26 protein-coding genes and 2 pseudogenes are annotated in these 25,531 nt (G+C 67.4%); 2 read left to right on the top strand and 26 right to left on the bottom strand.

The window, feature by feature from the left end; all coding sequences use genetic code 11:
- Positions 1 to 6 precede the first annotated feature (6 nt).
- The 19 genes and pseudogenes from nuoF to A5781_RS16330 all read right to left on the bottom strand — a co-directional run bounded on the left by nuoF (position 7) and on the right by A5781_RS16330 (position 16,559).
- Positions 7 to 1,329, bottom strand: coding sequence for an NADH-quinone oxidoreductase subunit NuoF (gene nuoF, locus A5781_RS16420; protein ID WP_067208260.1), 1,323 nt, complete (start codon positions 1,327 to 1,329; stop codon positions 7 to 9).
- Complete coding sequence (nuoE, locus tag A5781_RS16415; protein WP_067208257.1) at positions 1,326 to 2,084, bottom strand: NADH-quinone oxidoreductase subunit NuoE; 759 nt, start codon at positions 2,082 to 2,084, stop codon at positions 1,326 to 1,328. The genes nuoF and nuoE overlap by 4 nt, the downstream gene beginning before the upstream one ends.
- Entirely contained in the window at positions 2,081 to 3,418 is a 1,338-nt protein-coding gene (gene nuoD / locus A5781_RS16410) for an NADH dehydrogenase (quinone) subunit D (RefSeq protein WP_067208254.1), read from the bottom strand. The genes nuoE and nuoD overlap by 4 nt, the downstream gene beginning before the upstream one ends.
- Entirely contained in the window at positions 3,418 to 4,125 is a 708-nt protein-coding gene (locus A5781_RS16405; protein WP_067208250.1) for an NADH-quinone oxidoreductase subunit C, read from the bottom strand. The genes nuoD and A5781_RS16405 overlap by 1 nt, the downstream gene beginning before the upstream one ends.
- Positions 4,122 to 4,676 (bottom strand): NADH-quinone oxidoreductase subunit B family protein, encoded by a 555-nt coding sequence (locus A5781_RS16400; RefSeq protein WP_066946610.1) that lies wholly within the window; start codon positions 4,674 to 4,676, stop codon positions 4,122 to 4,124. Before A5781_RS16400 ends, A5781_RS16405 begins: the two co-directional genes overlap by 4 nt.
- 7 nt (positions 4,677 to 4,683) lie before the next feature.
- Positions 4,684 to 5,061 (bottom strand): NADH-quinone oxidoreductase subunit A, encoded by a 378-nt coding sequence (locus A5781_RS16395; RefSeq protein ID WP_067208247.1) that lies wholly within the window; start codon positions 5,059 to 5,061, stop codon positions 4,684 to 4,686.
- Positions 5,062 to 5,332: 271 nt separating this feature from the next.
- Entirely contained in the window at positions 5,333 to 5,746 is a 414-nt protein-coding gene (locus tag A5781_RS16390; RefSeq protein ID WP_046185372.1) for a response regulator transcription factor, read from the bottom strand.
- A 30-nt stretch (positions 5,747 to 5,776) separates the two neighbouring features.
- Positions 5,777 to 6,313 carry a YceI family protein gene (locus tag A5781_RS16385; protein ID WP_067208390.1) on the bottom strand — a complete coding sequence of 179 codons (537 nt, stop codon included), beginning with the start codon at positions 6,311 to 6,313 and terminating at the stop codon, positions 5,777 to 5,779.
- Between the two features lie 33 nt (positions 6,314 to 6,346).
- Positions 6,347 to 6,736, bottom strand: a complete 390-nt coding sequence (locus A5781_RS16380) for a nuclear transport factor 2 family protein (RefSeq protein WP_067208244.1) — start codon at positions 6,734 to 6,736, stop codon at positions 6,347 to 6,349.
- Between the two features lie 10 nt (positions 6,737 to 6,746).
- Positions 6,747 to 7,085 (bottom strand): DUF6285 domain-containing protein, encoded by a 339-nt coding sequence (locus A5781_RS16375; protein ID WP_067208241.1) that lies wholly within the window; start codon positions 7,083 to 7,085, stop codon positions 6,747 to 6,749.
- Complete coding sequence (locus tag A5781_RS16370; RefSeq protein ID WP_067208238.1) at positions 7,082 to 8,071, bottom strand: phosphotransferase family protein; 990 nt, start codon at positions 8,069 to 8,071, stop codon at positions 7,082 to 7,084. The genes A5781_RS16375 and A5781_RS16370 overlap by 4 nt, the downstream gene beginning before the upstream one ends.
- On the bottom strand, positions 8,068 to 9,303 hold the full coding sequence (locus A5781_RS16365) for an acyl-CoA dehydrogenase family protein (protein ID WP_067208235.1): 1,236 nt from the start codon (positions 9,301 to 9,303) through the stop codon (positions 8,068 to 8,070). Before A5781_RS16365 ends, A5781_RS16370 begins: the two co-directional genes overlap by 4 nt.
- A gap of 21 nt (positions 9,304 to 9,324) precedes the next feature.
- On the bottom strand, positions 9,325 to 9,939 hold the full coding sequence (locus A5781_RS16360) for a TetR/AcrR family transcriptional regulator (RefSeq protein WP_082939383.1): 615 nt from the start codon (positions 9,937 to 9,939) through the stop codon (positions 9,325 to 9,327).
- Entirely contained in the window at positions 9,939 to 10,835 is an 897-nt protein-coding gene (locus A5781_RS16355; protein ID WP_067208230.1) for a hydroxymethylglutaryl-CoA lyase, read from the bottom strand. The genes A5781_RS16360 and A5781_RS16355 overlap by 1 nt, the downstream gene beginning before the upstream one ends.
- 71 nt (positions 10,836 to 10,906) lie before the next feature.
- Positions 10,907 to 12,118, bottom strand: a complete 1,212-nt coding sequence (locus A5781_RS16350; RefSeq protein WP_067208226.1) for a CaiB/BaiF CoA-transferase family protein — start codon at positions 12,116 to 12,118, stop codon at positions 10,907 to 10,909.
- The gene (locus A5781_RS16345) at positions 12,115 to 13,296 is read right to left on the bottom strand and encodes a S9 family peptidase (protein WP_067208223.1); all 1,182 of its coding nucleotides are present in this window, start codon (positions 13,294 to 13,296) and stop codon (positions 12,115 to 12,117) included. The genes A5781_RS16350 and A5781_RS16345 overlap by 4 nt, the downstream gene beginning before the upstream one ends.
- 2 nt (positions 13,297 to 13,298) lie before the next feature.
- On the bottom strand, positions 13,299 to 14,402 hold the full coding sequence (locus A5781_RS16340) for a homogentisate 1,2-dioxygenase (protein ID WP_067208220.1): 1,104 nt from the start codon (positions 14,400 to 14,402) through the stop codon (positions 13,299 to 13,301).
- Between the two features lie 163 nt (positions 14,403 to 14,565).
- On the bottom strand, positions 14,566 to 15,537 hold the full coding sequence (locus A5781_RS16335) for an NADPH:quinone oxidoreductase family protein (RefSeq protein WP_067208217.1): 972 nt from the start codon (positions 15,535 to 15,537) through the stop codon (positions 14,566 to 14,568).
- A gap of 22 nt (positions 15,538 to 15,559) precedes the next feature.
- Positions 15,560 to 16,559: pseudogene (locus A5781_RS16330) on the bottom strand (acryloyl-CoA reductase).
- A gap of 22 nt (positions 16,560 to 16,581) precedes the next feature.
- Here A5781_RS16330 and A5781_RS16325 point away from each other — a divergent pair.
- Positions 16,582 to 17,439 carry an oxidoreductase gene (locus tag A5781_RS16325; RefSeq protein ID WP_067208214.1) on the top strand — a complete coding sequence of 286 codons (858 nt, stop codon included), beginning with the start codon at positions 16,582 to 16,584 and terminating at the stop codon, positions 17,437 to 17,439.
- Here A5781_RS16325 and A5781_RS16320 read toward each other — a convergent pair.
- The 3 genes from A5781_RS16320 to A5781_RS16310 form a co-directional block, all read right to left on the bottom strand.
- A complete protein-coding gene (locus A5781_RS16320; RefSeq protein WP_067208210.1) occupies positions 17,432 to 18,637 on the bottom strand; it encodes an acyl-CoA dehydrogenase family protein in 1,206 nt (401 codons plus the stop codon). The genes A5781_RS16325 and A5781_RS16320 overlap by 8 nt on opposite strands.
- 33 nt (positions 18,638 to 18,670) lie before the next feature.
- Positions 18,671 to 20,080, bottom strand: a complete 1,410-nt coding sequence (locus A5781_RS16315) for an acyl-CoA dehydrogenase family protein (RefSeq protein WP_067208207.1) — start codon at positions 20,078 to 20,080, stop codon at positions 18,671 to 18,673.
- A gap of 84 nt (positions 20,081 to 20,164) precedes the next feature.
- Positions 20,165 to 20,953, bottom strand: a complete 789-nt coding sequence (locus tag A5781_RS16310) for an inositol monophosphatase family protein (RefSeq protein WP_067208204.1) — start codon at positions 20,951 to 20,953, stop codon at positions 20,165 to 20,167.
- A gap of 33 nt (positions 20,954 to 20,986) precedes the next feature.
- Here A5781_RS16310 and A5781_RS16305 point away from each other — a divergent pair, with 33 nt between their 5' ends.
- Positions 20,987 to 21,316 (top strand): hypothetical protein, encoded by a 330-nt coding sequence (locus A5781_RS16305; RefSeq protein ID WP_067208201.1) that lies wholly within the window; start codon positions 20,987 to 20,989, stop codon positions 21,314 to 21,316.
- 5 nt (positions 21,317 to 21,321) lie between these two features.
- On the opposite strand, the pseudogene A5781_RS26560 reads toward A5781_RS16305, so the two are convergent.
- From A5781_RS26560 to A5781_RS16290, 4 genes and pseudogenes are all read right to left on the bottom strand, one after another.
- Positions 21,322 to 21,443, bottom strand: a pseudogene (locus A5781_RS26560) (PPE family protein); the annotation flags it as partial.
- A gap of 156 nt (positions 21,444 to 21,599) precedes the next feature.
- Positions 21,600 to 22,394 (bottom strand): slipin family protein, encoded by a 795-nt coding sequence (locus A5781_RS16300; protein WP_067208197.1) that lies wholly within the window; start codon positions 22,392 to 22,394, stop codon positions 21,600 to 21,602.
- Positions 22,391 to 23,017, bottom strand: coding sequence for a hypothetical protein (locus A5781_RS16295; RefSeq protein WP_067208194.1), 627 nt, complete (start codon positions 23,015 to 23,017; stop codon positions 22,391 to 22,393). Before A5781_RS16295 ends, A5781_RS16300 begins: the two co-directional genes overlap by 4 nt.
- 3 nt (positions 23,018 to 23,020) lie before the next feature.
- On the bottom strand, positions 23,021 to 25,345 hold the full coding sequence (locus A5781_RS16290) for a nitric-oxide reductase large subunit (RefSeq protein ID WP_067208190.1): 2,325 nt from the start codon (positions 25,343 to 25,345) through the stop codon (positions 23,021 to 23,023).
- Positions 25,346 to 25,531 lie beyond the last annotated feature (186 nt).

The raw sequence follows: 25,531 nt of genomic DNA, 5'->3' as shown, positions 1-25,531 counted from the left end.
AAAGCGTCAAGCCTTTCCGTTCAGCATGGAGTCTCGGGGGTCGAACGGGCAGCCACCGTCTTCGACGTGCGCCACGTATTCGTCGCGGAAGTACTTGATCGACGACATCACCGGGCTCGCGGCACCATCGCCCAACGCGCAGAACGCCTTTCCCAAGATGGAGTCGGAGATGTCCAAGAGCTTGTCGATGTCCTCGTTGGTGCCCTTGCCGGATTCCAGCCGGTCGTAGATCTGGTCCAGCCAGAAGGTGCCCTCCCGGCAGGGGGTGCACTTCCCGCACGATTCGTGCTTGTAGAAGTACGTCCAACGCTGCACCGCACGCACCACGCAGGTGGTCTCGTCGAAGATCTCCAGCGCCTTGGTGCCCAGCATCGAGCCGACCGCGCCCACACCCTCGTAGTCCAACGGCACGTCGAGGTGCTCGTCGGTGAGCAGCGGGGTGGACGACCCGCCGGGTGTCCAGAACTTGAGCCGGTGCCCGGCCCGCACCCCCCCGGCGTAGGCGAGCAACTCGCGCAGCGTGATACCCAGCGGGGCCTCGTACTGGCCGGGCCGGGCGACATGCCCGGAGAGCGAATACAGCGTGAAGCCAGGCGATTTCTCGGTGCCCATCGACCGGAACCATTCGACGCCGTTGAGGATGATGGACGGCACGCTGGCGATCGTCTCGACGTTGTTGATCACCGTGGGACAGCCATAGAGCCCCGCCACCGCGGGGAACGGCGGCCGGAGCCGCGGCTGGCCGCGACGGCCTTCCAGCGAATCGAGCAGCGCGGTTTCCTCGCCGCAGATGTAGGCGCCGGCGCCGGCGTGCACCACCAGCTCCAGGTCGAAACCCGAGCCGTTGATGTCGCGGCCCAGGTATCCGGCGGCGTAGGCCTCGGCCACCGCGTTCTGCAGGCGGCGCAACACTGGCAGCACTTCCCCGCGCACGTAGATGAACGCGTGGCTGGCCCGGATCGCGTAGGCGGCGATGATGACGCCCTCGATGAGGACGTGCGGCGTCGCCAGCATCAACGGAATGTCCTTGCACGTACCGGGTTCCGACTCGTCGGCATTGACCACCAGGTAGTGCGGCTTGGCGGCCGCGCCGGTGTCGCCCTGCGGGATGAACGACCACTTCGTTCCGGTCGAGAAGCCGGCGCCACCGCGCCCGCGCAGCCCGGAGTCCTTGACGGTGGCGATCACGTCGTCGGGCGCCATGGCCAGCGCCTTCTTCATCCCCTGATAGCCGTCGTGACGGCGGTAGGTCTCAAGAGTCCACGACTCGGGATCGTCCCAGAACCGGCTGATGACCGGGGTCAGCGGCGTGGCCTGAGAGCTGGTCATGACTGGCCTCCCGGCGGTGTGGGCGCCTGCATGCCGTTTTCCTTCGCCACCTTCAGGCCCGCCAGCGTGGCCTCGCCCGCACCGCCCTGGCCCTGGTCGGGCCGTTCGTCGGGCAGGCCGGCCAGGATGCGTGACGTCTCGCGGAAGGCGCACAGCGGGGCACCGCGGGTGGGCGGCTTGGGCGTGCCCGAGCGCAACGAGTCGACGAGCTCGCGGGCCGACTCCGGTGTCTGGTTGTCGAAGAACTCCCAGTTGACCATCACCACCGGCGCGTAGTCGCAGGCGGCGTTGCACTCGATGTGTTGCAGGGTGACGGAGCCGTCTGCGGTGGTCTCGTCGTTGCCGATGCCCAAATGATCCTGCAGAGCGTCGAATACGGCGTCGCCGCCCATGATGGCGCACAGCGTGTTGGTGCAGACACCGACCAGGTAATCGCCGGTGGGTCCGCGGCGGTACATCGTGTAGAAGCTCGCCACCGCGGACACCTCGGCGCCGGTCAGGCCCAGCTGCTCACCGCAGAACTCCAAACCGGCAGGGGTCAGGTAGGAGTCCTCGGCCTGCACCAGGTGCAGCAACGGCAGCAGCGCCGAGCGCTTATTGGGGTAGCGGCCCATGATCTCCTTGGCGTCGACCTCCAGCCGCGCCCGCACTTCCGCCGAATACGATTGCGGCGCACCCTCAACCACGAACGCGTTGGGTTCCTCGGGCGGTGGTCCGAGCCGGATGAACACCGGCTGTCCTTGCGGGCCGGTCACCGATCCACCCCGCCCATGACCGGGTCGATGCTGGCGACCGCGGTGATCAGGTCGGCCACCATCCCGCCCTCGGACATCGCGGCGACCGACTGCAGGTTGGTGAACGATGGGTCCCGGTAGTGCACGCGGTAGGGGCGGGTGCCGCCGTCGCTCACCATGTGCACGCCGAGCTCCCCGCGCGGTGACTCCACCGCGGTGTAGACCTGGCCCGCCGGCACCCGGATGCCCTCGGTGACCAGCTTGAAGTGGTGGATCAAGGCCTCCATCGAGCCGCCCATGATCTTGGCGATGTGCTCCTGTGAGTTACCCATCCCGTCCGGGCCCACCTTGGGGTCGGCCGGCCAGGCGATCTTGCGGTCCTCGATCATGGTCGGGCCCGGCTTCAACTTGTCCAGACACTGCTCGACGATCTTGATCGACTCCCACATCTCGTTGACGCGAATCATGTAGCGCCCGTAAGCATCACATGTGTCGGCGGTCATCACGTCGAATTCATAGTTTTCATATCCGCAGTACGGTTCGCTCTTGCGCAGATCGTGGGGCAACCCGGTGGCGCGCAGGATCGGTCCGGTGATCCCGAGCGCCATGCAGCCGGTCAGGTCCAGGTAGCCGACGTCCTGGGTGCGGGCCTTCCAGATGGCGTTCTCGTTGAGCAGACCGCTCATTTCGCGCAGCACCTGGCGCAGCGGCTCGAGGGCCTCGGCGATGTCGGACTCCGCGTTGGGCGGCAGATCCTGCGCCACGCCGCCCGGCCGGATGTAGGCGCTGTTCATCCGCAACCCGGAGATCTTCTCGAACAGGTTCAGCACGATCTCGCGGCCGCGGAACCCGACGAACATCGGGGTCATGGCGCCCAGTTCCATGCCGCCGGTGGCGAGCGCGACCAAGTGCGAGGAGATCCGGTTGAGCTCCATCATCATCACTCGGATGACGTTGACTCGCTCCGGTATCTGATCGGTGATCCCGAGCAGCTTCTCCACGCCCAGGCAGTACGCCGTCTCGTTGAAAAACGGTGATAGGTAATCCATTCGGGTCACGAAAGTGACGCCCTGGGTCCAGTACCGATATTCGAGGTTCTTCTCGATCCCGGTGTGTAGGTAGCCGATTCCGCAGCGAACCTCGGTGACCGTCTCGCCCTCGATCTCCAGGATCAGCCGCAGCACCCCGTGGGTGGACGGGTGCTGGGGACCCATGTTGACGACGATCCGTTCGCCGGGGTCCGCCTTGCGGGCGGCGTCGACGATCTGGTCCCAGTCCTGTCCGCCGGCGACTAAGACGGTCTCCGGGCCTTCTGGGGCGCCGCCATCGCGCGTCGAGTCGGTGATTGTGCTCATCAGTTGTACGCTCTCCGCTCGTCGGGCGGGGGAATCTGGGCTCCCTTGTATTCCACCGGGATGCCGCCGAGGGGATAGTCCTTGCGTTGCGGATGGCCATGCCAGTCGTCGGGCATCTCGATGCGGGTCAGCGACGGGTGTCCGTCGAAGATGATGCCGAAGAAGTCGTAGGTTTCGCGCTCGTGCCAGTCGGTGGTCGGGTAGACCCCGTACAGCGAAGGGATGTGCGGATCGCTGTCCGGTGCAGCCACTTCCAGGCGGACGCGGCGATTGTGCGTGATCGACTGCAACGGGTACACCGCGTGCAGTTCGCGACCGGTCTCGTGGGGGTAGTGCACCCCGCTGACACCCAGACACATCTCGAAGCGCAGCCCCGGCTCATCGCGAAGATGCTGGGCGACCCGGGGCAGCGCCTCGCGGCGAACGTGCAGGGTCAGCTCGTCGCGGTACACCACGACTTTCTCTATCGCGTCAGAGAATTCGACGTCCGCGCTTTTCAGCGCCTGGGCCAGTGTGTCGACCACGTCGTCGAAGTAGCGGCCGTAGGGTCGGGGGCTGCTGCCGGGAAGCATGACCTCGCGCACCAGGCGCCCGTAGCCGGACGTGTCACCCGAACCCTTGGCGCCGAACATGCCGCGGCGCACGTCGATCACTTCTTCGTCGGCCTGGCTGATCGCCTCTTGGGGATCTTGGTCGGGCGAGCTCATCGCAGCAGCCCGCGCATCTCGATCGTGGGCCGGGCCGCCAGCGCCGCCTGCTCGGCCTCGGCGATGGCTTCTTCGCGGTTGACGCCCAGCGGCATCTCCTGAATCTTCTCGTGCAGCTTCAGGATTGCGTGCAACAGCATCTCCGGCCGCGGTGGGCAACCGGGCAGGTAGATGTCCACCGGCACCACGTGGTCCACGCCCTGCACGATCGCGTAGTTATTGAACATCCCGCCGGACGACGCGCACACGCCCATGGCCAGCACCCACTTCGGCTCGCCCATCTGGTCGTAGATCTGGCGCAGCACCGGCGCCATCTTCTGGCTCACGCGGCCCGCGACGATCATCAGGTCGGCCTGCCGCGGCGTCGCCGAGAATCGCTCCATGCCGAACCGCGCGATGTCGAATCTTGGCCCGGCGGTTGCCATCATCTCGATGGCACAGCACGCCAAACCGAACGTCGCCGGCCACAAGGAGTTCTTGCGCACATAGCCGGCCACCTTCTCGACCGTTGACAGCAGAATCCCGCCGGGCAGCTGTTCTTCGAGACCCACGTCTACCTCAATCCCACGTCAGGCCGCCGCGACGCCACACATAGGCGTACGCCACGAAGACCGTGAGCATGAACACCACCATCTCGACCAACGCGAACGTTCCCAGCGCGTCGTAACTGACCGCCCATGGATACAAGAACACGATTTCGATGTCGAAGACGATAAAAAGCATTGCGGTCAGGTAATACTTCACCGGGAACCGCTGGCCGGCCGCCGCGTGCGGGCCGCTGACCGGACTGTCGGTGGGTTCGATGCCGCACTCGTAAGGCGCCATCTTCGACTTGTTGTAACGCGTCGGGCCGGCCAGGCTCGCGATCACCACCGATCCCACGGCGAAGGCCGCGCCTATCGCCCCGAGCACCAAGATGGGTATGTAGACGTTCAACTCGCTCCAAGATCTCCTCGTACGGGCCGCCGGTGCGGCGGCCGGGCGGGGGCCGGGCTGCTGTGACGTACCCGGACTGCGGGCCACCACAGTGACCTCCACAACATAGCGTCGCGAAGACGGCTGTGTTTTGTCGGGGTGGGGGTATTCGCCTCGTTTTTGTGTCGGCGCAACCGGTTGGCTCGCCGCCACGGTCGGCCGGCGGCGTTTCAACGGCGGTTTCGCGCCCGCCGACGGGGTGTTGAGCGCGGTATCACCGCAGGTGAAAGGGCTAGCGCGTGGGGGTGCGGAGCAGTCCGAGCACCGTGCGGCCCAGCACGATGGGATCGAGGGGATGCGGCACCGCGGCTTCGGCCCGCGACCAGTTCGCCAGCCAGGCGTCGTCCGGGCGGCCGGTGAGCACCAGGATCGGTGGGCACGTGGCGAGTTCGTCTTTGAGTTGTTTGGCGATTCCCATGCCGCCGGTGGGCGTGGCTTCCCCGTCGAGAATGGCCAAGTCGATGCCGCCCTCGTCCATCTGGCGCACCACCATCGGGGCGGTCGCCACCTCGAGGTAGGTCAGCTCGGGCAGGTCCGGATGCAGATGCTTGCCCAGTGCCCGGATGACTTGTTCACGGGTTTTGGCGTTATCGCTGTAGACCAGGATCCGCAGGGCAACGCTGGATTCGGGGCTGGAATCGGACACGGTGCAGATGCTACTGGTGTCGCACCGGCTTCACTGGGCAGCCCGCACGAAGACGGCCTCGGCCGCCGCCTTCGCCGTCGAGCCGATCATGCCGAGCCGGTTCCAGCCCAGGTCGAACTGGGCGCGATCCACCTTTGTTTCCCCGGCGATCCGGATCGAGCCGTCGTCGAGTTCGGTGATCGTGGCGGACAGGGGCAGCGGCGCGGTGATGCCCTTGATGGTCAACGCGGCGCGGAGGTCTGCGGCCTTGCCTTTGGTCGGGTGCACCGCGGTGACGACGACGCTGATCTCACCGAAGCGCTCGACGTCGAAGAAGTCGGGCGAGCGCAGGTGCTTGTCGCGACGGCCTATCCCCGTGTCCAGGGAGGCGGTGCGGATGTCGAGGCGGCCGAAAACCGCACCCTTCGCCGTCAGTTGGCCGTCGCCGCTGAACTCGGTGAAGCGGCCCTTGACCTTCAGCAGGCCCCACATGTTTGCGACCTTGAAGGTGATCTCCGAGCGGTCGGGGACGAGGTTCCACACGCCGGCCAGGTCGGGATCGTTCAGAAGTGTTTCCAAAGTCGTCATCGTCACCCCCATCTCTCGTGGCGAATCTAACGCCTAGTCCATCAACGGCGCGATCTCGGCGGGGTCGAAGTACTCGTCGATCCGGTCGAGCCGGCCGTCGCTGGCCACCCTGATCACGATGCAGACCCGCATCGAGATCGATTGGCCGGCATGGCCGGTGGCGTGCAGGATGTGCTGCTGGACGAAGCCGCCCTCGAAGAATCGCCGGTCCAGGATTTCGTAATGGCGCTCGGTGGTCGCGGTAATGAACCAGTCGATGACCCGCAGCGCGCGGGCCTTGCCGTCGTCGCGGCGCGCGCCGACTCGCCACACCGCGATGTCGTCGCTCCACATCCGGTCAACCGCCGCAAAGTCACCCTTTTCGATCGCCGTGAACAGGCGGTCTGCCGCGTCGGCAACGATTTCCGCGCTCGCACCGGCCATGATCTCGCTCCTAATCGCTGTCGTATCCGGGGTGGGCGGCGGCCACCCGGCGCCGCACCAGTGTGCGCAGGCACGCGGTGACCTCCCGGGCCCGCCCGTCCAGCTCGCCCGCGCGTATCGCGGCGGCCAGCTCTTCCTCGTCGGCGAATCCCAGGTCGGCCAGCGCTTCGCGCGATTCGGCCTCGCTCTCGTCGAGCAGTTCGCGCTCGACGATGCGCAGCGCGTTGGCGGCCACCCGGGCGTGGAAGTTGACCTGCCCGCTGGTCGCCGCCCGCACGTCGGTCTCCAGAAATTCGGCCACCGCGGCCACCAGTTCGGCGGCGAGCGGGCGCCCGTACGCGCCGATCACTCCGGCACCTCTTCGAGCAGGTCGAGCAGGTCCCATTCCGTCTCGCACACGCGCCGGCCGATCGCGGCCAGCTCCACCGATCGGAACTGACCGGTCAAATGCCGCTCGGCCTGGTAGCGGCAGATGACGCCCCAGCGCAGCGTGGCCAGCACCAGCCACCAGTGAAACGCCACCCGGTCGACGCTAGTGCCGCCGGCCTGCTCGTAGGCGTGCAGGAAGCTTTCGATGCTGCCGAGGCCGCCGGCGCCGAGGCTGGCCGGGGCGCCGAAGCGCCAGGCGCGGATGCCGAACCAGGCCAGGTCGTCGTACGCGTCGCCGCGGTGTACCAGCTCCCAGTCGAGGACCGCGGCGAGGCGGGACCCGTCGACGATGAGGTTGCCCATCCGGTAGTCCCCGTGCACGAGGACGTCCGCCGACGGCTCGGGCCGGTTGGCGCCCAGCCAGCGAAACGCCCATTCGAAGGTGGCCGTGGTGTCACCCATGGCGTCGAGCCGCTCGCGCCACTGCGTGAGCGGGTCCTCGCGGGTTAGGCCGGGAATGCTCGTGTCGGCGCGGTGGATGGCGGCCAGGGCCTGCGCACATTGCCGCAGCAGCTCCCCGCGGGCCGCTTGCCCGCCCGCGGCGTCGAGCTGACGCTGAATGCGCCGGACGATGGTCTCGCCCGCGATCTCGTCGCAGATCAGAAACGGATTGCCCAGTGCGGCAGGCGAATCGTCGGCGATGAGCACGTGGGGGACCGGTGCGCCTGCCGCCGCGGCGGCGGCCTGGGCGCGTGCCTCCAGCTCCATGCCGGCGTGCACGTCGTCGGGCGCGCCGGTGCGCAGGATCAGCGCGTGGCGTCGCTCGCCGGCGACCGCGTTGAACGCCCACGTGGAGCGACTGGCGCCCCCGGTCAGCACGCGCAGGTTCTCAATCGCGACATCGGCACCGAGGACCGGCGCCAGCACCGCGGCGATCTGGGGGGCCAACTCCTCGGTCGATGTCACTTGCCAAACTTAAACAGCCGCTGCGCCACCCGGCGAATCTGGATCTCCTCCGCTCCCTCGGTGATCCGGTAGCGACGGTGGTGGCGATAGATGTGCTCGAACGGCTCGTGCCGGCTGTAGCCGAGGCCACCGAAGATCTGCATGGCCCGGTCGGCGGCGTCGCAGACGAGTCGGTTGGCGCGGTAGTTGGCCATCGACACCTTGTCGGAGACCTCCATGTGGTGGTCCCGGTCCAGATGCCAGGCGGCATAGGCCACCAGCAGCCGCACCATCTGGGCTTCGGTTTGCAATTCGGCCAGCGGCCACTGCACGGCCTGGTTGACCGACAGCGGCTTGCCGAAGACGGTCCGTTTCCCGGCGTATTCGGCGGCGCGGTCGATGCAGTACTGGGCCGCGCCCAGGCTGCTGGCCGCCTGCCGAATCCTGTTCTCGTGCAGGAACGTCTGCGCGACCTCCAGGCCGCGGTCCACCTCACCGAGCACCGCGTCGGCGGGGACCCGGACGTCGGTCAACTGGACTTCGCCATGGTCGGTCGGCATGTTGAATGTCCACCAGTAGTAGGGGACGGTGAACCCGGGCGCATCCGTCGGCACCAAAAACGCCGTGATGCCCCGCGCCTGGCCGGGCTCTCCGGAGGTGCGCGCGAACACCAGGTCGTGGGTCGCGCGGTGGACCCCGGTGTTGAACCGCTTGGCGCCGTTGATCACCCACCCATCGCCGTCGGCCTGCGCGCGCGTCTGAAGCCATGTCGCGTCCGAGCCGTGCTGGGGCTCGGTCAGTCCGAACGCCATCGAACGTTCCCCGGTGATCAGCGCTTCCGACCAGAGCCGTCGCTGCTCATCGGTGCCGAAGCGCTCCATCATGATCACCTGCGGGAAGTTGCCGACGATCGAGGACTCGTTCTGCAGGTCGTTGTGCAGGCCGAGGCCCTTGTGCGCCAGGTGCTCCCGGATGACGGCCATGTCGACGTTGGTGCCGTCCCGGCCGCCCAGCGACGCCGGCAGCCCGTACCGCAGCCAGCCCGCCTTGTCGGCCCGTCTGCGCATCTCGGCGAGCAGATCCTCCCATTCGCGCGTCGGGATGCCGTCGTTGTCCCAGTCGGTGCGGGCATGTTCGCGGCGCTTGTCGAAGTACTGGATGTGGTCACGCTCCAGCGGTTTGATCTCCGCCTCGATGAACTCGTCCATCTGAGCGAGCAGGCCTGGAAGGTGTTCGGGGAGTGTGAAATCCACAGTTATCTCCTTTGAAGGGGCTCAAGCGCCGTACAGGGTTTTCTTCCAGATCGTCGACAGGGTGGCGATGGCGTCCTTGTCGCTGATCTTGATGCCCAGGTTGGAGGGACCGACGAAGACGGTGGTGAAGTTCTCGAACAGCAGGGCGATGGCCGCCGCGGTGTGTTGCGGGTCGAGCTCGGTTCCGTAGCCCTGCTCCTGGGCGCGGCGGACCGAGGCGGCGACGATGTCCATGCCGAAGCGGCGGAATTCGTTCTGGACGGCCGCGAAGCGTCGCTGGGTGGCGGCCAGCTGGGCCACGGCGATCATGATGCCGATGTTCTGCTTGAACATGTTCCAGTACCCGGTGACCACCGAGGTGAAGAAGGCGTCGTCCTCCGGAGAGTCCGGTAACTCGAGACTCAACCCCGACGGTGTCACGACATCGTGCAGGAAGGACTCCGCGAGGGCGGCGAGCAGGTCTTCTTTGTCGGCGAAATAGCGGTAGAACACCGCGGGCGACTTGCCGGCCGCCGACGTGATGTCGGCCAGCGTGGTCCCGTGAAAGCCACGCTCGGCGAACAGCTTTCGGGCGGCCAGCTCGATGGCCTGCCTGGTCTGGCGGCCCTTGGCGGTGCGCGCCTCCGGTGCGGGCATCAGGTCCGCATCCGGTCGCCGGCCCGCAGCAGGGCGCTCGGCAGATCGTGGCCGACAACGGATTTGGCGACGTCCGCCGCGGCGATGGCGGCGTGCAGGTCGACGTCGACATCGATGCCGCTGTCGCGCAGCAGGTACACCAGATCCTCGGTGGCGATGTTGCCGGTGGCACCCGGCGCGAACGGGCAGCCGCCCAGCCCGCCGACAGAGGAATCCAGCCGGGTCACCCCGGAGCTGACCGCGGCGTAGGCGCTGGCCAGCCCGGAGCCGCGGGTGTTGTGGAAATGCCCGCCCAGAGGTAGGTCGCCGATCACCGGACGCAGTTGCGCGATAAGCGAACTCACGCGCCCCGGGGTGGTGGTGCCGATCGTGTCGGCGATGGACAGGCGGTCGGCGCCGCGCTCGCGGGCGGCCGAGGCGATGTCGAGCACTCGCTGGGGCGGGGTGGGGCCTTCGAACGGTGAGTCCCACGCGGTCGCGATCACCACTTCGACGGTGATGTTGCCGTCGTGCGCGATCGCAACGATCTCGTCGATCACCTTGGTGGCCTCGGCGCTGGTCCGCCCGACGTTCGCCTGACTGAACGTGTCGTCGGCGGCGACCACGTACTCGATCGAGCGCAGCCCCGCCGCGACGGCCCGCTTAGCTCCGTTCGGGCTCGCCACCAGGGCGGAGAACTCGATGTCGGGGTAGTCGTGCAGGTGGGCGGCGAGCTCGGCGGCGTCGGCCATCGACGGCACTTTCGACGGCGAGACGAACGCCGTGGCCTCCACCTCGCGGACCCCGGTCGCGGCGACCGCGGCCAGCAATTCGAGCTTGGCCGACAACGGAATCGGCCTTTCGATCTGCAGGCCGTCGCGCAGCGCCACCTCGCGAATGACCACGTGCCTAGTCATCGGCACCGCTCCTCCTCATCGCTTCGTCCCCCGCAAGCGGGAGGTGCCCCCACTGCATCGTCGCCGGTGCGTCACAGCACCTCCTCGGCCCGTAGCTCCTCGAGCTCAGCCGCGGTCTTGCCCAGCAGCCAGATGTAGACGTCGTCGTTGTGCTGGCCCGGACGGGCGGGCCCGGCGTTGCGCACGCGGCCCGGCGATTCCGACAGCACCGGCACGATGCCCGGCCCCAGAACGTCCCGCCCGAGCCTTTCATCGAAGTGTTCGACCAGCATGCCGCGGGCCCGCAGCTGCGGGTCGTCGACCACCTCCGCGACCGTGTTGATCGGCCCGGCGATCACCCCTGCGGCGCTGAGGGTTTCGATGATGTCGCCCGGCTGGCGTTCCGCGGCCCATGCGCCGATGATCTCGTCGAGTTCGTCCTGATTGCGGCCTCGGGCGACGTGCGTGGCGAACCGGTCGTCGATGGCCAGCTCCGGGCGGCCCATCGCCTTGCACAGCCGGGCGAAGACGGTGTCCTGGTTGGCGGCGATCACCACCCACGAGCCGTCGGCGCTGCGGTAGATGTTAGATGGCGCGATGCCCTCCAGCCGGGTGCCCGACGGCCCGCGCACCACGCCGCCGACGTCGTAGTCGGGGATGGTGGATTCCTGGACCGCCAAACAGGATTCGGTCAGAGCGACGTCAACCACCTGGCCCCGCCCGGTGATGCTGCGGCGGTACAGCGCGGCCATGGCACCCTGGGCGCCGAACATGCCGGCCAGGGTGTCACCGAGCGAGAGCGCCAGCCTGGGCGGCGGGCCGCCGGGGAAACCGTTGAGATAGCGCAGCCCGCTGGCCGCCTCGGCCACCGAGGCATACCCGGCCTTGTGCGCGTCGGGGCCGGTCTGGCCGTACCCCGACACCCGAACCAGGATGATGCCCGGGTTGCGGGCGCTCAGCACGTCGTAACCCAGGTCCCATTTCTCTAACGTCCCCGGGCGGAAGTTCTCCACAATGATGTCGGACTTCTCGACGAGGTCGCAGAACAGTTCGCGGCCACGTGGCCGGCGCAGGTCGAGGGTGATCGCTCTCTTGTTGCGCGCGTGCACCGTCCAGAAGACATGCTGCCCGTCGAGCTCGGCCTGGCCCCAGGTGCGCAACGGGTCCGGGGCGCCGGGGGGTTCCACCTTGATGACGTCGGCGCCCATGTCGCCCAGCAGCCGCCCGGCGAAGGGGCCGGCGATCAGCGTGCCCAGCTCGAGCACCCGGACCCCGTCCAGCGGTCCCGTTGCCGGTGCGCTCATTCTTTGTCCGCGAAGTCGTGGCGGGCCAGCCAGTCGGTCACGATGTCGACGGCCGCGCGCAGCTTGTCGCGCTGATCGGGGCCCGCGTAATAGTGGGTGGCGCCGGGGATTTCGTGCATCTCCTTGTCACGATGCCCGATCGCGTTGAAGAGCCGCCGGGTGTGGCTGGGCGTGCAGGCGTCGTCGGCCAGGTTGCCGATGACCAGCGCAGGGACGGCGATGTCGGCGCCGCAGGCCACCCCGTCGCCGCGGGCGTCGTCGTAACTCCATTGCGACAGCCAGCCGCGCAACGTGGAGAAGCGGGCCAGCCCGACCGGGCTCATGTTCACCACCTGAGGATCCCCCAGGTAACAGGTTCCCGCGGTGCGTTCGTTGGGATCGACGGTCGGGTCCAGCCAACGCGGGTCGGCCATGGTGCCTTGCACCACGAAACAGAACTCGTCGTCCGGGCGTCCGGCGGCCTTCAGTTCGGCGAGCTTGCCCTTAGCCCACGCGGTGATGCGCCGGTTGCGTTCGATCTGTGCGTTGCGGTAGCGGGCCAGGAATTCCTGGCTGTAGGGCGGCTGGTTCGGGTTGTCCGGGTTGTACAGATCCAGCTCGGGATCGCGCTTGGTGGGGTCGGATTCGTCGAGGATCGACGCGTCGAGCCATTCGGTCAGCGTGCCGTGCCGACTGATGTGCGCCGCCAGCAGCATGATGCCGTCGGCGGGGATCAGGTCCAGGGCGGTCAGGTCGGGGCCGTCGCCGGACGGGCTCGAGGTGATGGTGGGGTGCTGGGCCTGCTGCTGGTAGAACACCGACAGTGAGCCGCCGCCGCTCCAGCCTGCCAGCACCACCTTCTCGTAACCCAGCCGCTTTTTGGCGTCCTTGATGCATTCGCCGAGATCCTCTACCACCTTCTCCATCAGCAGCGCCGAGTCGGTGCCGCGGAACCGGCTGTTGCAGTAGATGACGTGATGGCCTGCCCGGGCCAGCGCGTTGATCATCGGCAGGTAGGCCCCGCCGCCGATCGGGTGCATGAACACCAGCACGGTGTCCGACGGCTTGTCCACCGGCCTGAGCAGGTAGCTCTCCAGCACCGTGATCTCGGCGAGGCCACCGTAGACGTCGCGGACGGCGGAATTGTTCTGGAAGGCAACGAGATAGGGGATTCGCTCGTATTCGTGGCGGGTCGTCATGGTCAGTGTTGTCCTAGGTCGTGGGCCAGCACCTCGGGCGAGGGGGTCAGGCGTCGGCGGGTATCGACGGCGATCACTTGCCAATCGACGCGGGAGTAATCGTCGAACTTGCGGCGCGCCCGTTCCCGCGCCTTCTCCGGTGCGCCGTGGTGGACGCCTTGCGGCGCATGGGAAATCAGGCCGGGCGGCATCGGGATGCCGTAGAGCGAGCCGCCGTGAAAGAAGGCGATTTCGTCATAGTCGACATTGCGGTGATACCACGGTGTGCGCTCGGTGCCGGCGACGCCTTCGGCGGGCTTCGGCAGGAAATTCATCACGTAGACGCCGGTGGCCTGCATGAACAGATGGACCGTCGGCGGCAGGTGGACGCTGTCGGAGGTGACCACGTTGTAGTCGGCGATGTTGAACGTGAACGGGAAGTTGTCGCCACGCCAGCCTTCGACGTCGAGCGGATTGTGTTGGTAGAAGAGCGTTGTGGGGCCGCCTTCATGGATGAGCCGGACCTCGTACTCGTCCCTGCCGTCTTGGAAAGGATCCGGGTCGATGGGTGCCGGGTCGGGGATGGTCATCTGCGACGGGTCAAACGGGAAGTGGCGGCCCAGCGGCCCGGCCGGCGGCACCCGGAATTCGTCGGTCGCCTCGACCATCAGCAGGGTGGTTTCGCTGTCGGGCACCTGGCGCCAGGTGCACGCCTTCGGGATGTAGACCCAGTCGCCGTCGGAGTAGCGCAGTGGCCCGAACTCCGTTTCGACCAGACCGGCGCCCTGGTGGACGAAGCACAGCAGGTCGCCGTCGACGTGGCGGGTGTAGAACGGCATCGGCTCGTGGCGGCGGCTCAACAGGATTCGGCAGTCGGCGTTGCTGAACATCAGCAGGGGACCGCCGCCGGCTTCGGTGGCGTCGCCGGGCTTGAGCTCACCGGCCAGCACGTCGACGGGCCGCAGCGGGCCGACCGACCGGTAGGCGGTGGGGTCGTGGCGGCGGTAGAGGTTCGCCGTTCGGCCGGTGAATCCGCCCCGGCCCAGCTCGTCGTCCTTGAGCCCGTCGAGGTCGGCGTGCAGGCGGCGCGGTGTCTTCCCTTTTCGCAAGTGGACGAAGGATTCCATGGCTGACCTCCGGCTCGGACGCGGATAAAACTGAAAGTGACATTACTTTTTGTTTCCGGGCCGCACAAGGGCCGGCGCCCGTCCGCGAGACATAATCCATTGCGACCCGATGCGGCGTGTCTTCGCTGACGTCTTATGTGTCGCCGATCAACTGCCCATCGCGTCAGTCGCGGACGCGCACCACGACCTTGCCTTTGGCGGTGCGATTCTCCAGGGACGCGACCGCTGCGGCGGCGTCGTCCAGGGGATAGACCTCCGGATTGGGCGGAGCCAACTGACCCGAGGCGAGCAACTTCTCCAATCCGGCCCACTGCTCGGCCAGTGCGTTCGGATGCGTCGCCGTCCAGGCGCCCCAGCCCACGCCGACCACGTCAATGTTGTTGAGCAGCAACCGGTTCACCTTGACGGTGGGAATGTCGCCGCCGGTGAAGCCGACGACCAGCAGCCGCCCGCCGGGGGCGAGCGAGCGTAGCGAGTCGGTGAACCGGTCGCCGCCGACCGGGTCGAGCACGACATCGACGCCGCGGCCGCCGGTGAGTTCGTTGACCGCGTCCTTGAACCCGTCGGCCAGCACCACATCGGTGGCCCCGGCGGCGGTCGCGACGTCCGCCTTCTTTTCGGTGCTGACGACCGCGATGGTGCGCGACGCCCCGAGCAACCATGCGAGCCGCAGCGTCGATGTCCCGATGCCGCCGGCGGCGCCGTGCACCAGCACCGTCTCGCCCTGGGCCAGCCGGCCGCGCACCGTCAGGGCGAAGTACACCGTGAGGTCGTTGAACAGCAGGCCGGCGCCCGCCTCGAAACTCACGTTGTCGGGGAGCTTGAACACCCGGTCGGGTTGCAGGATCGCGACCTCGGCCATGCCGCCGGACAGCATCGTCAGTCCGACGACGCGATCGCCGGCCTGCACGTGTGCGCCATCCGGCGCCGAACGCACCACACCGGCGATCTCGGCTCCCAGCACGAACGGCGGTTCGGGGCGGTACTGGTACAGGCCCCGGGTCAGTAGGGCGTCGGGGAAGGCGGCACCGGCGGCGTGCACATCGACGACCACGCCGTCACCCGAGGGTTCGTCGACCTCCGCCACCTCGATCGCGTCCGGACCGTCCAGCCGAATCACCCGTGCAGCTCGCATGGTCGGTCAGCCTACTGCCGACTCAGAATCCGCCCGCGACCCGCACCACCGCCCGCCCGGTGAACTTGCCGGCACGCACCTGATCCAGCACATCGAGCACATCTTTGATGTCGACGTCGCTGGTGAGTGCGTCGAGATGGCGCGGCCGCAACGAATCGCCCAGCAGCGCCCACAGTTTGCGGCGCGGGCCGATCGGCATCTGCACCGAATCCATCCCCGAGCAGCGCGATGCCGCGCAGGATGAACGGCATCACCGTGGTCTTCAATCCCGGGCCACCGGTGAGGCCGCTACAGGCCACCGCACCGCCGTAGTCGACGGCGCTGAGCACGTCGGCCAGGGTCGCACCGCCGACGCAGTCCACCGCGGCCGCCCAGCGCGCCTTGGCCAACGGCCGAGGTTTGGCGTCGGGGTCTTCCGGCAGCCGCCCGATAACCTCTGCGGCGCCAAGCTCTTTCAGCAGCCCGGCCGCCCCCTCCTTGCCGGTCGAGGCGACCACCCGATGGCCCTTGGCGGCCAACAGGTCCACGCTGACCGAGCCGACACCGCCGGAGGCGCCGGTGACGACCACCGACCCGGCGCCGGGTTCGATGCCCCGGTCGATCAGCGCCTGCACGCTCATCGCGGCGGTGAAGCCGGCGGTGCCGATCGCGGCGCCCTCGTGCGGGCTCAACGCGCCGAGGGCGACGACCTGGTCGGCCCGCAGCCTCGCGTATTCGGCGTAGCCGCCGTGGTGGCCGGTGCCGATCTGGTACCCGTGGGCCAGCACCTTCTCGCCGACACCGAACTCGGGTGACTGCGACTCGACGACCTCGCCGGTCAGGTCGATACCCGGCACCACGGGGTAGCTGCGCACCACGCCGCCGCCGGGGGTCAGCGCCAGCGCGTCCTTGTAGTTGACGCTTGAATAGAGCACCCGGATCGTCACCTCGCCGGGCGGCAGGTCCGACTGGCTCAAAGTCTCGACCGACGCGGTTATCCGGTCGCCATCTTCGCGAGCAACGAGCGCTTGAAACGTGTCCATGCCTCGACGCTAACCTCACGGTATGGATTCCTTTCCACTCGGTCGTTTTTCGGTCTCCCGGGTGGGCTTCGGCGCCATGCAGTTGCCGGGTCCGAACGCGTTCGGGCCGCCCCGGGACCGCGACGAGGCGCTGGCCGTGCTGCGGCGGGCGCCCGAACTCGGCGTCGACCACATCGACACCGCCCAGTTCTACGGTCCCGACGTGGCGAACGAGCTCATCCGCGAGGCGTTGCATCCCTATCCGGAGAACCTGGCGCTGGTGAGCAAGGTGGGCGGGCGTCGCGACGGCAGCGGCGGCTGGCTGCCGGTCGACGCGCCGTCCGACTTGCGGCGCGACATCGAGACCAACCTGCGTGCCCTCGGTGTCGACCAGCTGGCCGCGGTCAACCTGCGCGTGTTCGAAAGCGACGGGCCGGATCAGCTGTTCGACGACCAGCTGTCGGTCATGATCGAGGCCCGCGACGAGGGGCTGATCGGCGGCATCGGGCTGAGCAACGTCAACCGCGAACACCTACTGCATGCGTGCGAGCGCACCGAAATCGCCTGTGTGCAAAACGCGTTCAATCTGGTTCAGCGCGAGTCGGCGCCGGTGTTCGCCGAGTGCGCGGCGCGCGGGATCGCGTTCGTTCCGTTCTTCCCCCTGGGGGCCGCCTTCATGCGGCCAAACCCGGTGCTCACCCACCAACTCGTGGTCGACGCCGCCGAGCGGCTGGGGCGCACGCCGGCGCAGGTCGCATTGGCGTGGACGCTGAGCCTGGCGCCCAACGTGCTGCTGATCCCGGGAACGTCGTCGGTGCGGCACCTCGAGGAGAACCTGGACGTCGCGTCCATCGACCTCGACGGTGACGTGCGCGAGCAGCTGAACGCGGTCGCTATTTGAGCTCGGCCGACGACAGCCCCAGCAGGCGGCGGGCGACCACCAACTGCTGGATCTGCTGGGTGCCCTCGAAGATGTCCAGGATCTTGGAGTCGCGCGCCCACTTCTCCAGCATCGATTGCTCGGAATAGCCTGCGCTGCCCGCCAATTCGACGGTCTTGAGGGTGACGTCGCTGGCCATCCGGCCAGCCTTGGCCTTGCTCATCGACGCCTCTTTGGAGTTGGGGATCCTGTTGTCGGCCTGCCACGCCGCCCGCAGCGCCAGCAGGTAGGCGGCCTCCCAGTCGGCTTCCATCCGCAGGAACTCTGCGGCCGCGGCGCTCTGAGCGTGCGACGGCTTGTCATAGGAGATCTCCACCCCGGCCTCGGTGAGGATCTTGCGGATCTCCTCCAGGGCGGCGCGACCGACCCCGATGGCCATGGCGGCCACGATCGGCCGGGTGTTGTCGAAAGTCTCCATCACGCCGGAAAAGCCTTTGCCGACTTCGATTTCCGGATTCCCCAGCAGGTTTTCCTTGGGGATGCGGACGTTGTCGAACCGGATCGCCGCGGTGTCGGAGCCCTTGATACCGAGCTTGCGTTCGAGCCGTTCGACCGTGACGCCGGGGTGCTCGCGCGGGACGATGAACGACTTGATCGCCGCACGCCCCTGCGACTTGTCCAGCGTGGCCCACACCACGATGTGGGTGGCGCGCGAACCGGCTGTGACATAGATCTTCTCGCCGTTGATCACGTACTCGTCGCCGTCCAGCTTCGCGGTGGTCGACACCGCCGCCGAGTCCGAGCCGAAGCCCGGTTCGGTGATGGCCATCGCCGCCCACACCTTGCCCAGGCGTTCCAGCTGTTCTTCGGTGGCCACGGCGGAGATGGCCGCGTTGCCCAAGCCCTGATAGGGGACCGACAGCATCATCGCGACGTCGCCCCAGCAGGCCTCCAGGGTCTGTAGCAGCGCCGCCATGTTGGCGCCGTTGTGGTTCTGGTCCCGGTCCTGGTTCTCGTCGCCCAGGTTGTCGGCCCCGGCGAATTCGATCGATTCCGACGCGCCCGCGAACAGGTTGTACAACGTGTCGAGTTCGACCGGGTAGGCGTGTTCCTTGAGGTCGTACTTGCGCGCGATCGGCCGCATCAGCTCCGCGGCGCCCTGATGGGTCTTGACGGCCACCGCTTGCAGCTTGCGGGGCAGTTCCAGATTGATTGCCATGATTGGTCTTTCAGCTTTGAGTTGGATGACGAGTTAGATGACGACGACGCCCTCGGCCACGCCGATGGCCCGCAGGTCGCGATACCAACGCTCGACCGGGTGTTCCTTCGTAAAGCCGTGGCCGCCGAGCAGCTGCACGCCGTCCAGGCCGATCTGCATACCCTTGTCGGCGCCCAGCCGCTTGGCCAGCGCCGCCTCGCGAATGAAGGGCAGGCCCTGTTCGGCACGGGCCGCGCCGCGCCAGGTGATCAACCGCAGTCCGTCCAGTTCGATCGCGATGTTGGCGCACATGAACGCGACGGCCTGACGATGCGCGATCGGCTCGCCGAAGGCCTCGCGCTCCTTCACGTAGGGCACGACGTAGTCGAGCACCGCGTGCGAGGTGCCCACCGCCAGCGCCGCCCAGCCCAGGCGGGACAGCGCGATGGCCTCCGAGTAGTCGTCGTCGGTCGCCTCGTCCTCGCCCAGCCGCGCGCTCAGCGGGACCGTGACGCCGGACAGCTCGACGTGGCCCAGGGCCGCCGCGCGGATACCCATGCTCGGATCCGCCTTGACGGTAAGGCCTTTCGTCGACGACTCGACGATGAACAGGGCGGGCCTGCCGTCGAGCTGCGCTCCGACGATGAACAACTCGGCGTCGGCCGCCGCCGGGACCAACGACTTCACGCCATCGAGGCGGTAGCCGCTCGGTGTGCGCACCGCGGTGGTCTTCAGACGGGTGGGGTCGAACAGCGGTTGCGGCTCGGCGATCGCGACGCAGGCCTGGGGAACGTTCTCGCCGGCGAACTCGTGCAGATAGGTGGCCTGCTGGTCCGCGCTGCCCCAGTGGGTCAGCGCGGCGGCCACGCCCCCGGGGGCCAGGATCGGCAACGCGAGACCCATGTCGCCGTAGGCGAGCGCCTCGGCCACCAGCACGTTGGTCACGCTCGAGCGGTGGGCGGCGATGCCGTCGAAGTCCTCGGGGATGTTGATCGCGGTGATGCCCAACTCGGCGGCTCTGGCGATCAGGTCGGGCGGGTAGGTCGCCGCCTCGTCGGCGTCGTGCGCAGCGGGCCGCAGCACCTCCTCGGCGAATTCGCTGAGGGTCTCGACGATCATCTTCTGGTCATCGTCGGGCGTCAGGTCGAAGTAGTCCTTGCCGCTCGACTTGAGTCGGGTCGGTCCGCCGCGCAGATTCTGCAGCCGCTTGAACTGGCGGGAGGCGGCGGCGGCGGTGGAGAAGACGGTCTTGGTGCCGTACTGCAGCCCCCGGTTGACCGGATCGCGCAGACGGTACTTGTCCAGGAATTCCTGGCCCATCAGCGGAGTAAGCAGCGCGATGGCGATGTCGACGCCGGTGCGCTTGTGGGGTTGCAGCCCGATCCCGCTCTGCTGGTCATTTCGTTTGCGACGCGAGCGGGCGGATTTCGAACTCTGTGTTGAACCGGAACCAGTGTCGGTCATGTCGGCAGCCTGTAGTAGTTGGGGCAGTGCGAATAAGCCTATCTTACTCCGGAGTAAGATCACAGAGAACAGTTGTTAACTAATTCACAGACCGCCGGCATCGAGGCCGCGAAGCACGAGTGCGTGCAGCGGCCCGTTGGTCGCCACCGCGCTGCCGCGGTGCGGTCCCGCGACGCCGTCCAGACCGGTGAGCGTCCCGCCCGCCTCGCGCACCAGGATGTCGAGGGCCGCGAGGTCCCAAACGGACACCTCGGGTTCGGTGGCGATGTCGATCGCCCCCTCGGCCACCAGGCAATAGGAGAGAAAGTCGCCGAAGGCGCGCACCCGCCACACGGCGTCGGTCAGCGAGATGAAGCGTTCTCGTAGGCCGCGCTGCGCCCAGCCGGACAGGCTGGAAAACGACAGGCTGGCCGAATCGAGTTGTGTCACAGAGGAAACCGAGAGCCGGCGCGGCGAGGCGCCGTCGACCGCGACGAAGGCGCCCTCGCCGCCCGCCGCCCACCACCGACGCTGCAGAGCGGGGGCGCTGACGACGCCGACCGTGGACACACCGTCTTCGAGCAGCGCGATGAGACTGGCCCAGACCGGCACGCCGCGCACGAAGTTCTTGGTGCCGTCGATGGGGTCGATGATCCACTGGCGTCCGGTGAAAGTGGTGGTTCCGCCGAACTCCTCGCCGACGATGCTGTCGTGCGGCCGCTCACGGCCCAGCGCCTCGCGCAGCTCGGTCTCCACCGCGCGATCGGCGTCGGTGACCGGGGTCAGGTCCGGCTTGGTGTCAACGCGCAGGTCGAGTGCCCCGAACCGCGCCGACGTCAGCGCGTCGGCGCGGTCGGCCAGCGTCAGCGCCAACGTCAGATCGTCCCGGCTCATGACGCAGTCCTATCACGGCCCTACCATGGCGACGTGTGGGAATTCGGTGTGCTGTTCCTGTTGGTCGCCGTCTTGGCGGTTGCTCTTGCCCAGCGCTTCCTGCCACGCGGCCCCCGCGGCGAGGTGCTGAACGGTACGTTGCTGGTCACCGGCGTGAGTCCGCGCCCGCAGGCCACCGGTGAACAGTTCGTCACCATCGCCGGTGTGATCAACGGGCCCACCGTCAGCGAGCACGCGGTGTATCAGCGCATGGCCGTCGACGTCGACCAATGGCCGACCATGGGCCAGTTGTTTCCGGTGGTGTACTCGCCGAAGAATCCGGACAACTGGAGGTTGGCCCCGCCCGAGCCGCCCCCGGTGTAGCGGCGTCAGCCGGCGGCGGGCGGCCGCGCCATCACCGTGATGCGGACCCGTAGCGCGGGACGACTCCCGAGGCCCGCCACACGGTGCCCCCTGGGAGGCCGGGCATGCCGGGCACGCCGGTTCGCGATCCGGTCAACTCGTCGCCCGGGCAGAGCATGTGCGCGGTGCGTGTGAGATGGCCGCTGGTCGGGGTGCCTGCTGAAACCTGCGATGCGCATGCCCCGGGTATAGCGTTGCGCTGATTTCCGGGGCGCGCTTCAGGGAATCGCCGCGGCGGCGGGATTCACCGCCGATTGTTGAAGTTGTCGACGATGCCCTGCAGTGCCTCCGGATGCCGCAAGAACGGCGTGATGATGTCCACCGGCAGCGGGAAGACGACGGTCGAATTCTGGTCCGCGCCCAATTCCAACAGCGTTTGCAGATAACGCAATTGCAGCGAGGCGGGGCTCTTCGAGAGTGTCTCCGCCGCTTCACGCAGCTCCTCGGAGGCCTGCAGTTCCCCGCGGGCGTTGATGACTTTCGCGCGGCGTTCCCGTTCGGCCTCGGCCTCGCGGGCCATCGCCCGCTGCATCGACTCGGGAATCTCTACGTCTTTGATCTCCACGACGCGGACCTGCACGCCCCAGGGCTCGGTCTGCTTTTCGATGATCGTGCGCAGATCGCTGTTGAGGTCCTCCCGGTGTGCCAGCAGGGTGTCCAAGTCGGCGCGGCCGAGCAGCGAACGCAGCGTGGTCTGGGCGATCTGGGAGGTGGCCACCGCGTAGTTCTCCACCGCCAGAATCGCTTTCAGCGGCTCCATCACCTGGAACATGACGACGGCGTTGACCCGGGCCGGCACGTTGTCGCGGGTGATCACCTCCTGAGGGGGAATGGTCAGCGTCACCAACCGCTGGTCGACGCGGATCATCTTGTCCAGAAAGGGGATAAGGAGACGAAGCCCGGCACCGTAGAGCGGGCGCACATGCCCCATCCGGAAGACGACTCCGCGTTCGTACTCGCGCAGCACGGCCAGCGACCACCTCGCGAGCACGGCAAGCGCGACAATCCCGGCGACAACGACGATCACAACGGTGGTCATGTTGGCTTGCCCTCCTTGCTTTCCCAGCCGCCCCAGCGAGTGGAATACCTGTCTATCGCGGCGGCCGCCTGGTCCTCGAACGCGGTGCGGTGCGGAAGGTGCTCCGGCGCATTGGACGGGGTGTTCCACAAGTGGCGGACCAGCGGCAGGCCGAGCAGTGCGACAACCCCGATGGTGCCGGTCAAGACCAACACGTCGGCACCCGAGTGGTTGGCGACCAACATGGCCAGCGGCAACACGATTCCGAAGGCGGCCACGCAGCAGGCGATCCCGCGGTGGAACCGCCCAGCATCCGAGTGCGGCCACGGGTCCACCTCGCGGCTGATCTCCCGGCCGTGATCGGACGTCGTACAGCTGGATTTGACGGGACAGCTGTTGCACACCACCGGTTGGGCGCGATATCGCATGACCCGGTGCCGCGGATCGAACGAAGTCGGCCACAGCCAGTGGTCCTGTGGACATACCCAGGCGTCATGGTCGGGCCGGTAGGTGAATTGGCCTGTGCGCCAACGGGCCGCGCGCGCCGACGCCCGTCGGGCCATCGAGTCGAAACTCCACCCGATGGCCAGTAGGGCAAGGGAATACCCGGCGATCAGCCATACGGAGGCAGCCGGCTGAGTCACCGGTCAGTCCTTCGCCGACACCGCGGCACCGGTCTCCGGCTGGGTCGGGACTTCGACATACAGCGGATGTTCGGGCAACTCCTGCACCGTTGAACCCGTCCGGAAATTCCGCAAGGCGGTCCATGCGATCCAGACGAACGGCAGCACGCCGCCGACGATCAGGATGACGTCGCCGGGCAGCCGGAGCCATTCCAGGACGGCGTTGCCGGGCCTGGTGATGTAGCCCAGGGAGCGTGCCTCGAAGTAGCCGTCGTTGACCGAGTGGTAGAGCTGCAGGACGCCCAGCGGCAGCAGAGTCACGAACACCATCCACGCGAGACCAATGTTCATGCACCAGAACGAGGTTCGCGCCAGCTTCTCCGGCCACTTGTCGGCCGGGATCACGTAGCGGAACGCGAACATGGCCAGGCCGACGGCGAGCATGCCGTAGACCCCCATCATCGCGCCGTGGGCATGGTTGGCGGTCAGTGCGGTGCCGATCTGGTAGTAGGACACGATCGGCAGGTTGATCAGGAAGCCAAAGATGCCGGCCCCCAGGAAGTTCCAGAATCCGACGGCGACCAGAAACATGACCGCCCAGCGATGCGGGAAGGGCTTGGCGTCGCCGGACTGCTGCCGCGAACCCAGCTGCAGGAATGCCCACGCCTCGACGGTGAGGAAGGTCAACGGAATGACCTCGGCCGCCGAGAAGAACGCGCCCAGCGCCATGTGTTCCACCGGGGTGCCCGAGAAGTACAGGTGGTGCATGGTGCCGATGACCCCGCCCGCGGAGTACAGGATGACGTCAAGGAAGATCACGCCCAGCGCGATCCGCTCGCGCACCACGCCGAGCAACACGAACATGTAGGCCACCATCACCGTGGTGAACAGCTCGAGGAAGTCCTCGACCCACAGGTGCACCACCCAGAACCGCCAGAACTCGGCGACGGTGTAATGCGTGCCGCTGCTGGCCAACAGCCCGACGGTGTAGAACGCCGGGATCGCCAGCCCGGAGAAGAAGAACAACCACGGCATGTTCATCTTCGATTCGCCTTTGAGCCGGGCACGCATGCCCCGGAAGATGATCGCAATCCACACGAACAGGCCGATGATCAGCAAGATCTGAAACAGCCGCGGCAGGTCGAGATACTCCCACTGCTGGGACAGCAGCCCATGCGGGATAACTCCGTAGATGGAGAGTGCCTCGCAGATCAGCGATCCGAACACCACCACCGCGACCGCGCCCAGCAACACGTAGGCTAGCAAGCCCTGACGGCGCGGCTCGCGGCGGGCGATGAACGGCACCAGGAAGATGCCACCGGCCAGGAAAGCCGCCGCGGTCCAGAACAGCGACAGTTGCACATGCCAGGTGCGGGCCAGGTTGTACGGCAGCACCCGGGCCAGATCCAGCCCGAAAAAGTTCGACAAGTCGGCCCGGTAGTGCTCGGCCGCCGCGCCCAGCAGCGTCTGCGCCAGGAACAACACCGACACGACCGCGAAGAACCAGATCGTGGCCCGCTGCGCGGGCGTCAGGCTCACCTCGCCAGGCTGGTGGAAGGAAAGCGTGGACGACTCCGCACCGTGCCAGCCGACCTTCTGGCTCCAGCGCCCGTAGACCGCGAACATGACGCCGATGCCGCCCAGCAACGCAATCAGCGACAGCGCCGACCACACGATCACCGGCGCGGTGGGCCCGTTGTCGACGCGTGATTCGGCCGGCCAGTTGTTGGTGTAGCTGTACTTGTGGCCGGGGCGCTCGGCCGCGCCCGCCCAGGCCGTCCACGCGAAGAACGCGGTCAGGTCGTGGATCTGCGCCTTGTCGGTGATCATCTGGGGCAGCAGCCCGTATTTGGTCGAGTTCTCGCCGAAGAAGGCGGCGTAGTGACGCTGAATGTGGTCGAACGCCGCGGCCTGCCGGTCGGTGAACACCAACGTCTTGGTGGTGCCGTTGTAGCGGTTGGTGCGGAATTCGGTGACCACCCGGTCACGCGGATCGGCCACCCCCTGCGCCCGCAGCTGATCGCCGACGTCCTGCGTCGCCATCCGCAGGTATTCCGCGGTGTAGTCGGGTCCCAGGTACGCGCCATGCCCCAGCACCGAGCCGTATTCCATGAGGCCGCGCGTCTGGTAGAGCTCCTGCCCGCGAGTGATGTCGTCGCCGGTGAACAGCAGCTGGCCCGACTCGTTGACGACCTTGTCCGGCATTGGCATCGACGCCGAGTACGTGCGGTAGGCCAGGATGCCCATGACCAGGAAGCCGAAGATCATCACCAGGGCGACGCCCTGAATCCAGCCTTTGCCTACCAGGGGCTGCGAGGATGCTTGTCGAGCGGTCTGTTGAGCGGCCATCTGCGAGTCTCCCGTCGTCAAGCTTGTATTCGGTTGTCGTGCTGTGGGAAAGCCAACATCGCCTTCGCCGGTCCCTAGGGGCCAATGGCCTCGATTTCGGGACCAATGCCCCTGGGACAGAGGCATTCCCGGTCATACCGTCATGGCGGAGCAACGTGAAGGTTCCCCGCGTACAGCTCAGCAGAG

Source organism: Mycobacterium sp. 852002-30065_SCH5024008 (genome assembly GCF_001665645.1).
Classification (GTDB): domain Bacteria; phylum Actinomycetota; class Actinomycetes; order Mycobacteriales; family Mycobacteriaceae; genus Mycobacterium; species Mycobacterium paraffinicum.
Note: the sequence above shows the minus strand (reverse complement) of the source record. Positions and strands in the feature narration are given on the sequence as shown.

Coding starts and splice junctions, on each gene's coding strand:
- A5781_RS16315 (WP_067208207.1), bottom strand. CDS start 20,080: ATGACCGACACTGGTTCCGGTTCAACACAGAGTTCGAAATCCGCCCGC.
- A5781_RS16300 (WP_067208197.1), bottom strand. CDS start 22,394: ATGACCACCGTTGTGATCGTCGTTGTCGCCGGGATTGTCGCGCTTGCC.
- A5781_RS16325 (WP_067208214.1), top strand. CDS start 16,582: ATGGATTCCTTTCCACTCGGTCGTTTTTCGGTCTCCCGGGTGGGCTTC.
- A5781_RS16380 (WP_067208244.1), bottom strand. CDS start 6,736: ATGGCCGGTGCGAGCGCGGAAATCGTTGCCGACGCGGCAGACCGCCTG.
- A5781_RS16355 (WP_067208230.1), bottom strand. CDS start 10,835: ATGACTAGGCACGTGGTCATTCGCGAGGTGGCGCTGCGCGACGGCCTG.
- nuoD (WP_067208254.1), bottom strand. CDS start 3,418: ATGAGCACAATCACCGACTCGACGCGCGATGGCGGCGCCCCAGAAGGC.
- A5781_RS16345 (WP_067208223.1), bottom strand. CDS start 13,296: ATGACGACCCGCCACGAATACGAGCGAATCCCCTATCTCGTTGCCTTC.
- A5781_RS16320 (WP_067208210.1), bottom strand. CDS start 18,637: ATGGCAATCAATCTGGAACTGCCCCGCAAGCTGCAAGCGGTGGCCGTC.
- A5781_RS16310 (WP_067208204.1), bottom strand. CDS start 20,953: ATGAGCCGGGACGATCTGACGTTGGCGCTGACGCTGGCCGACCGCGCC.
- A5781_RS16350 (WP_067208226.1), bottom strand. CDS start 12,118: ATGAGCGCACCGGCAACGGGACCGCTGGACGGGGTCCGGGTGCTCGAG.
- A5781_RS16290 (WP_067208190.1), bottom strand. CDS start 25,345: ATGGCCGCTCAACAGACCGCTCGACAAGCATCCTCGCAGCCCCTGGTA.
- A5781_RS16360 (WP_082939383.1), bottom strand. CDS start 9,939: ATGCCCGCACCGGAGGCGCGCACCGCCAAGGGCCGCCAGACCAGGCAG.
- A5781_RS16385 (WP_067208390.1), bottom strand. CDS start 6,313: ATGACGACTTTGGAAACACTTCTGAACGATCCCGACCTGGCCGGCGTG.
- nuoF (WP_067208260.1), bottom strand. CDS start 1,329: ATGACCAGCTCTCAGGCCACGCCGCTGACCCCGGTCATCAGCCGGTTC.
- A5781_RS16405 (WP_067208250.1), bottom strand. CDS start 4,125: ATGAGCTCGCCCGACCAAGATCCCCAAGAGGCGATCAGCCAGGCCGAC.
- A5781_RS16340 (WP_067208220.1), bottom strand. CDS start 14,402: ATGGAATCCTTCGTCCACTTGCGAAAAGGGAAGACACCGCGCCGCCTG.
- A5781_RS16335 (WP_067208217.1), bottom strand. CDS start 15,537: ATGCGAGCTGCACGGGTGATTCGGCTGGACGGTCCGGACGCGATCGAG.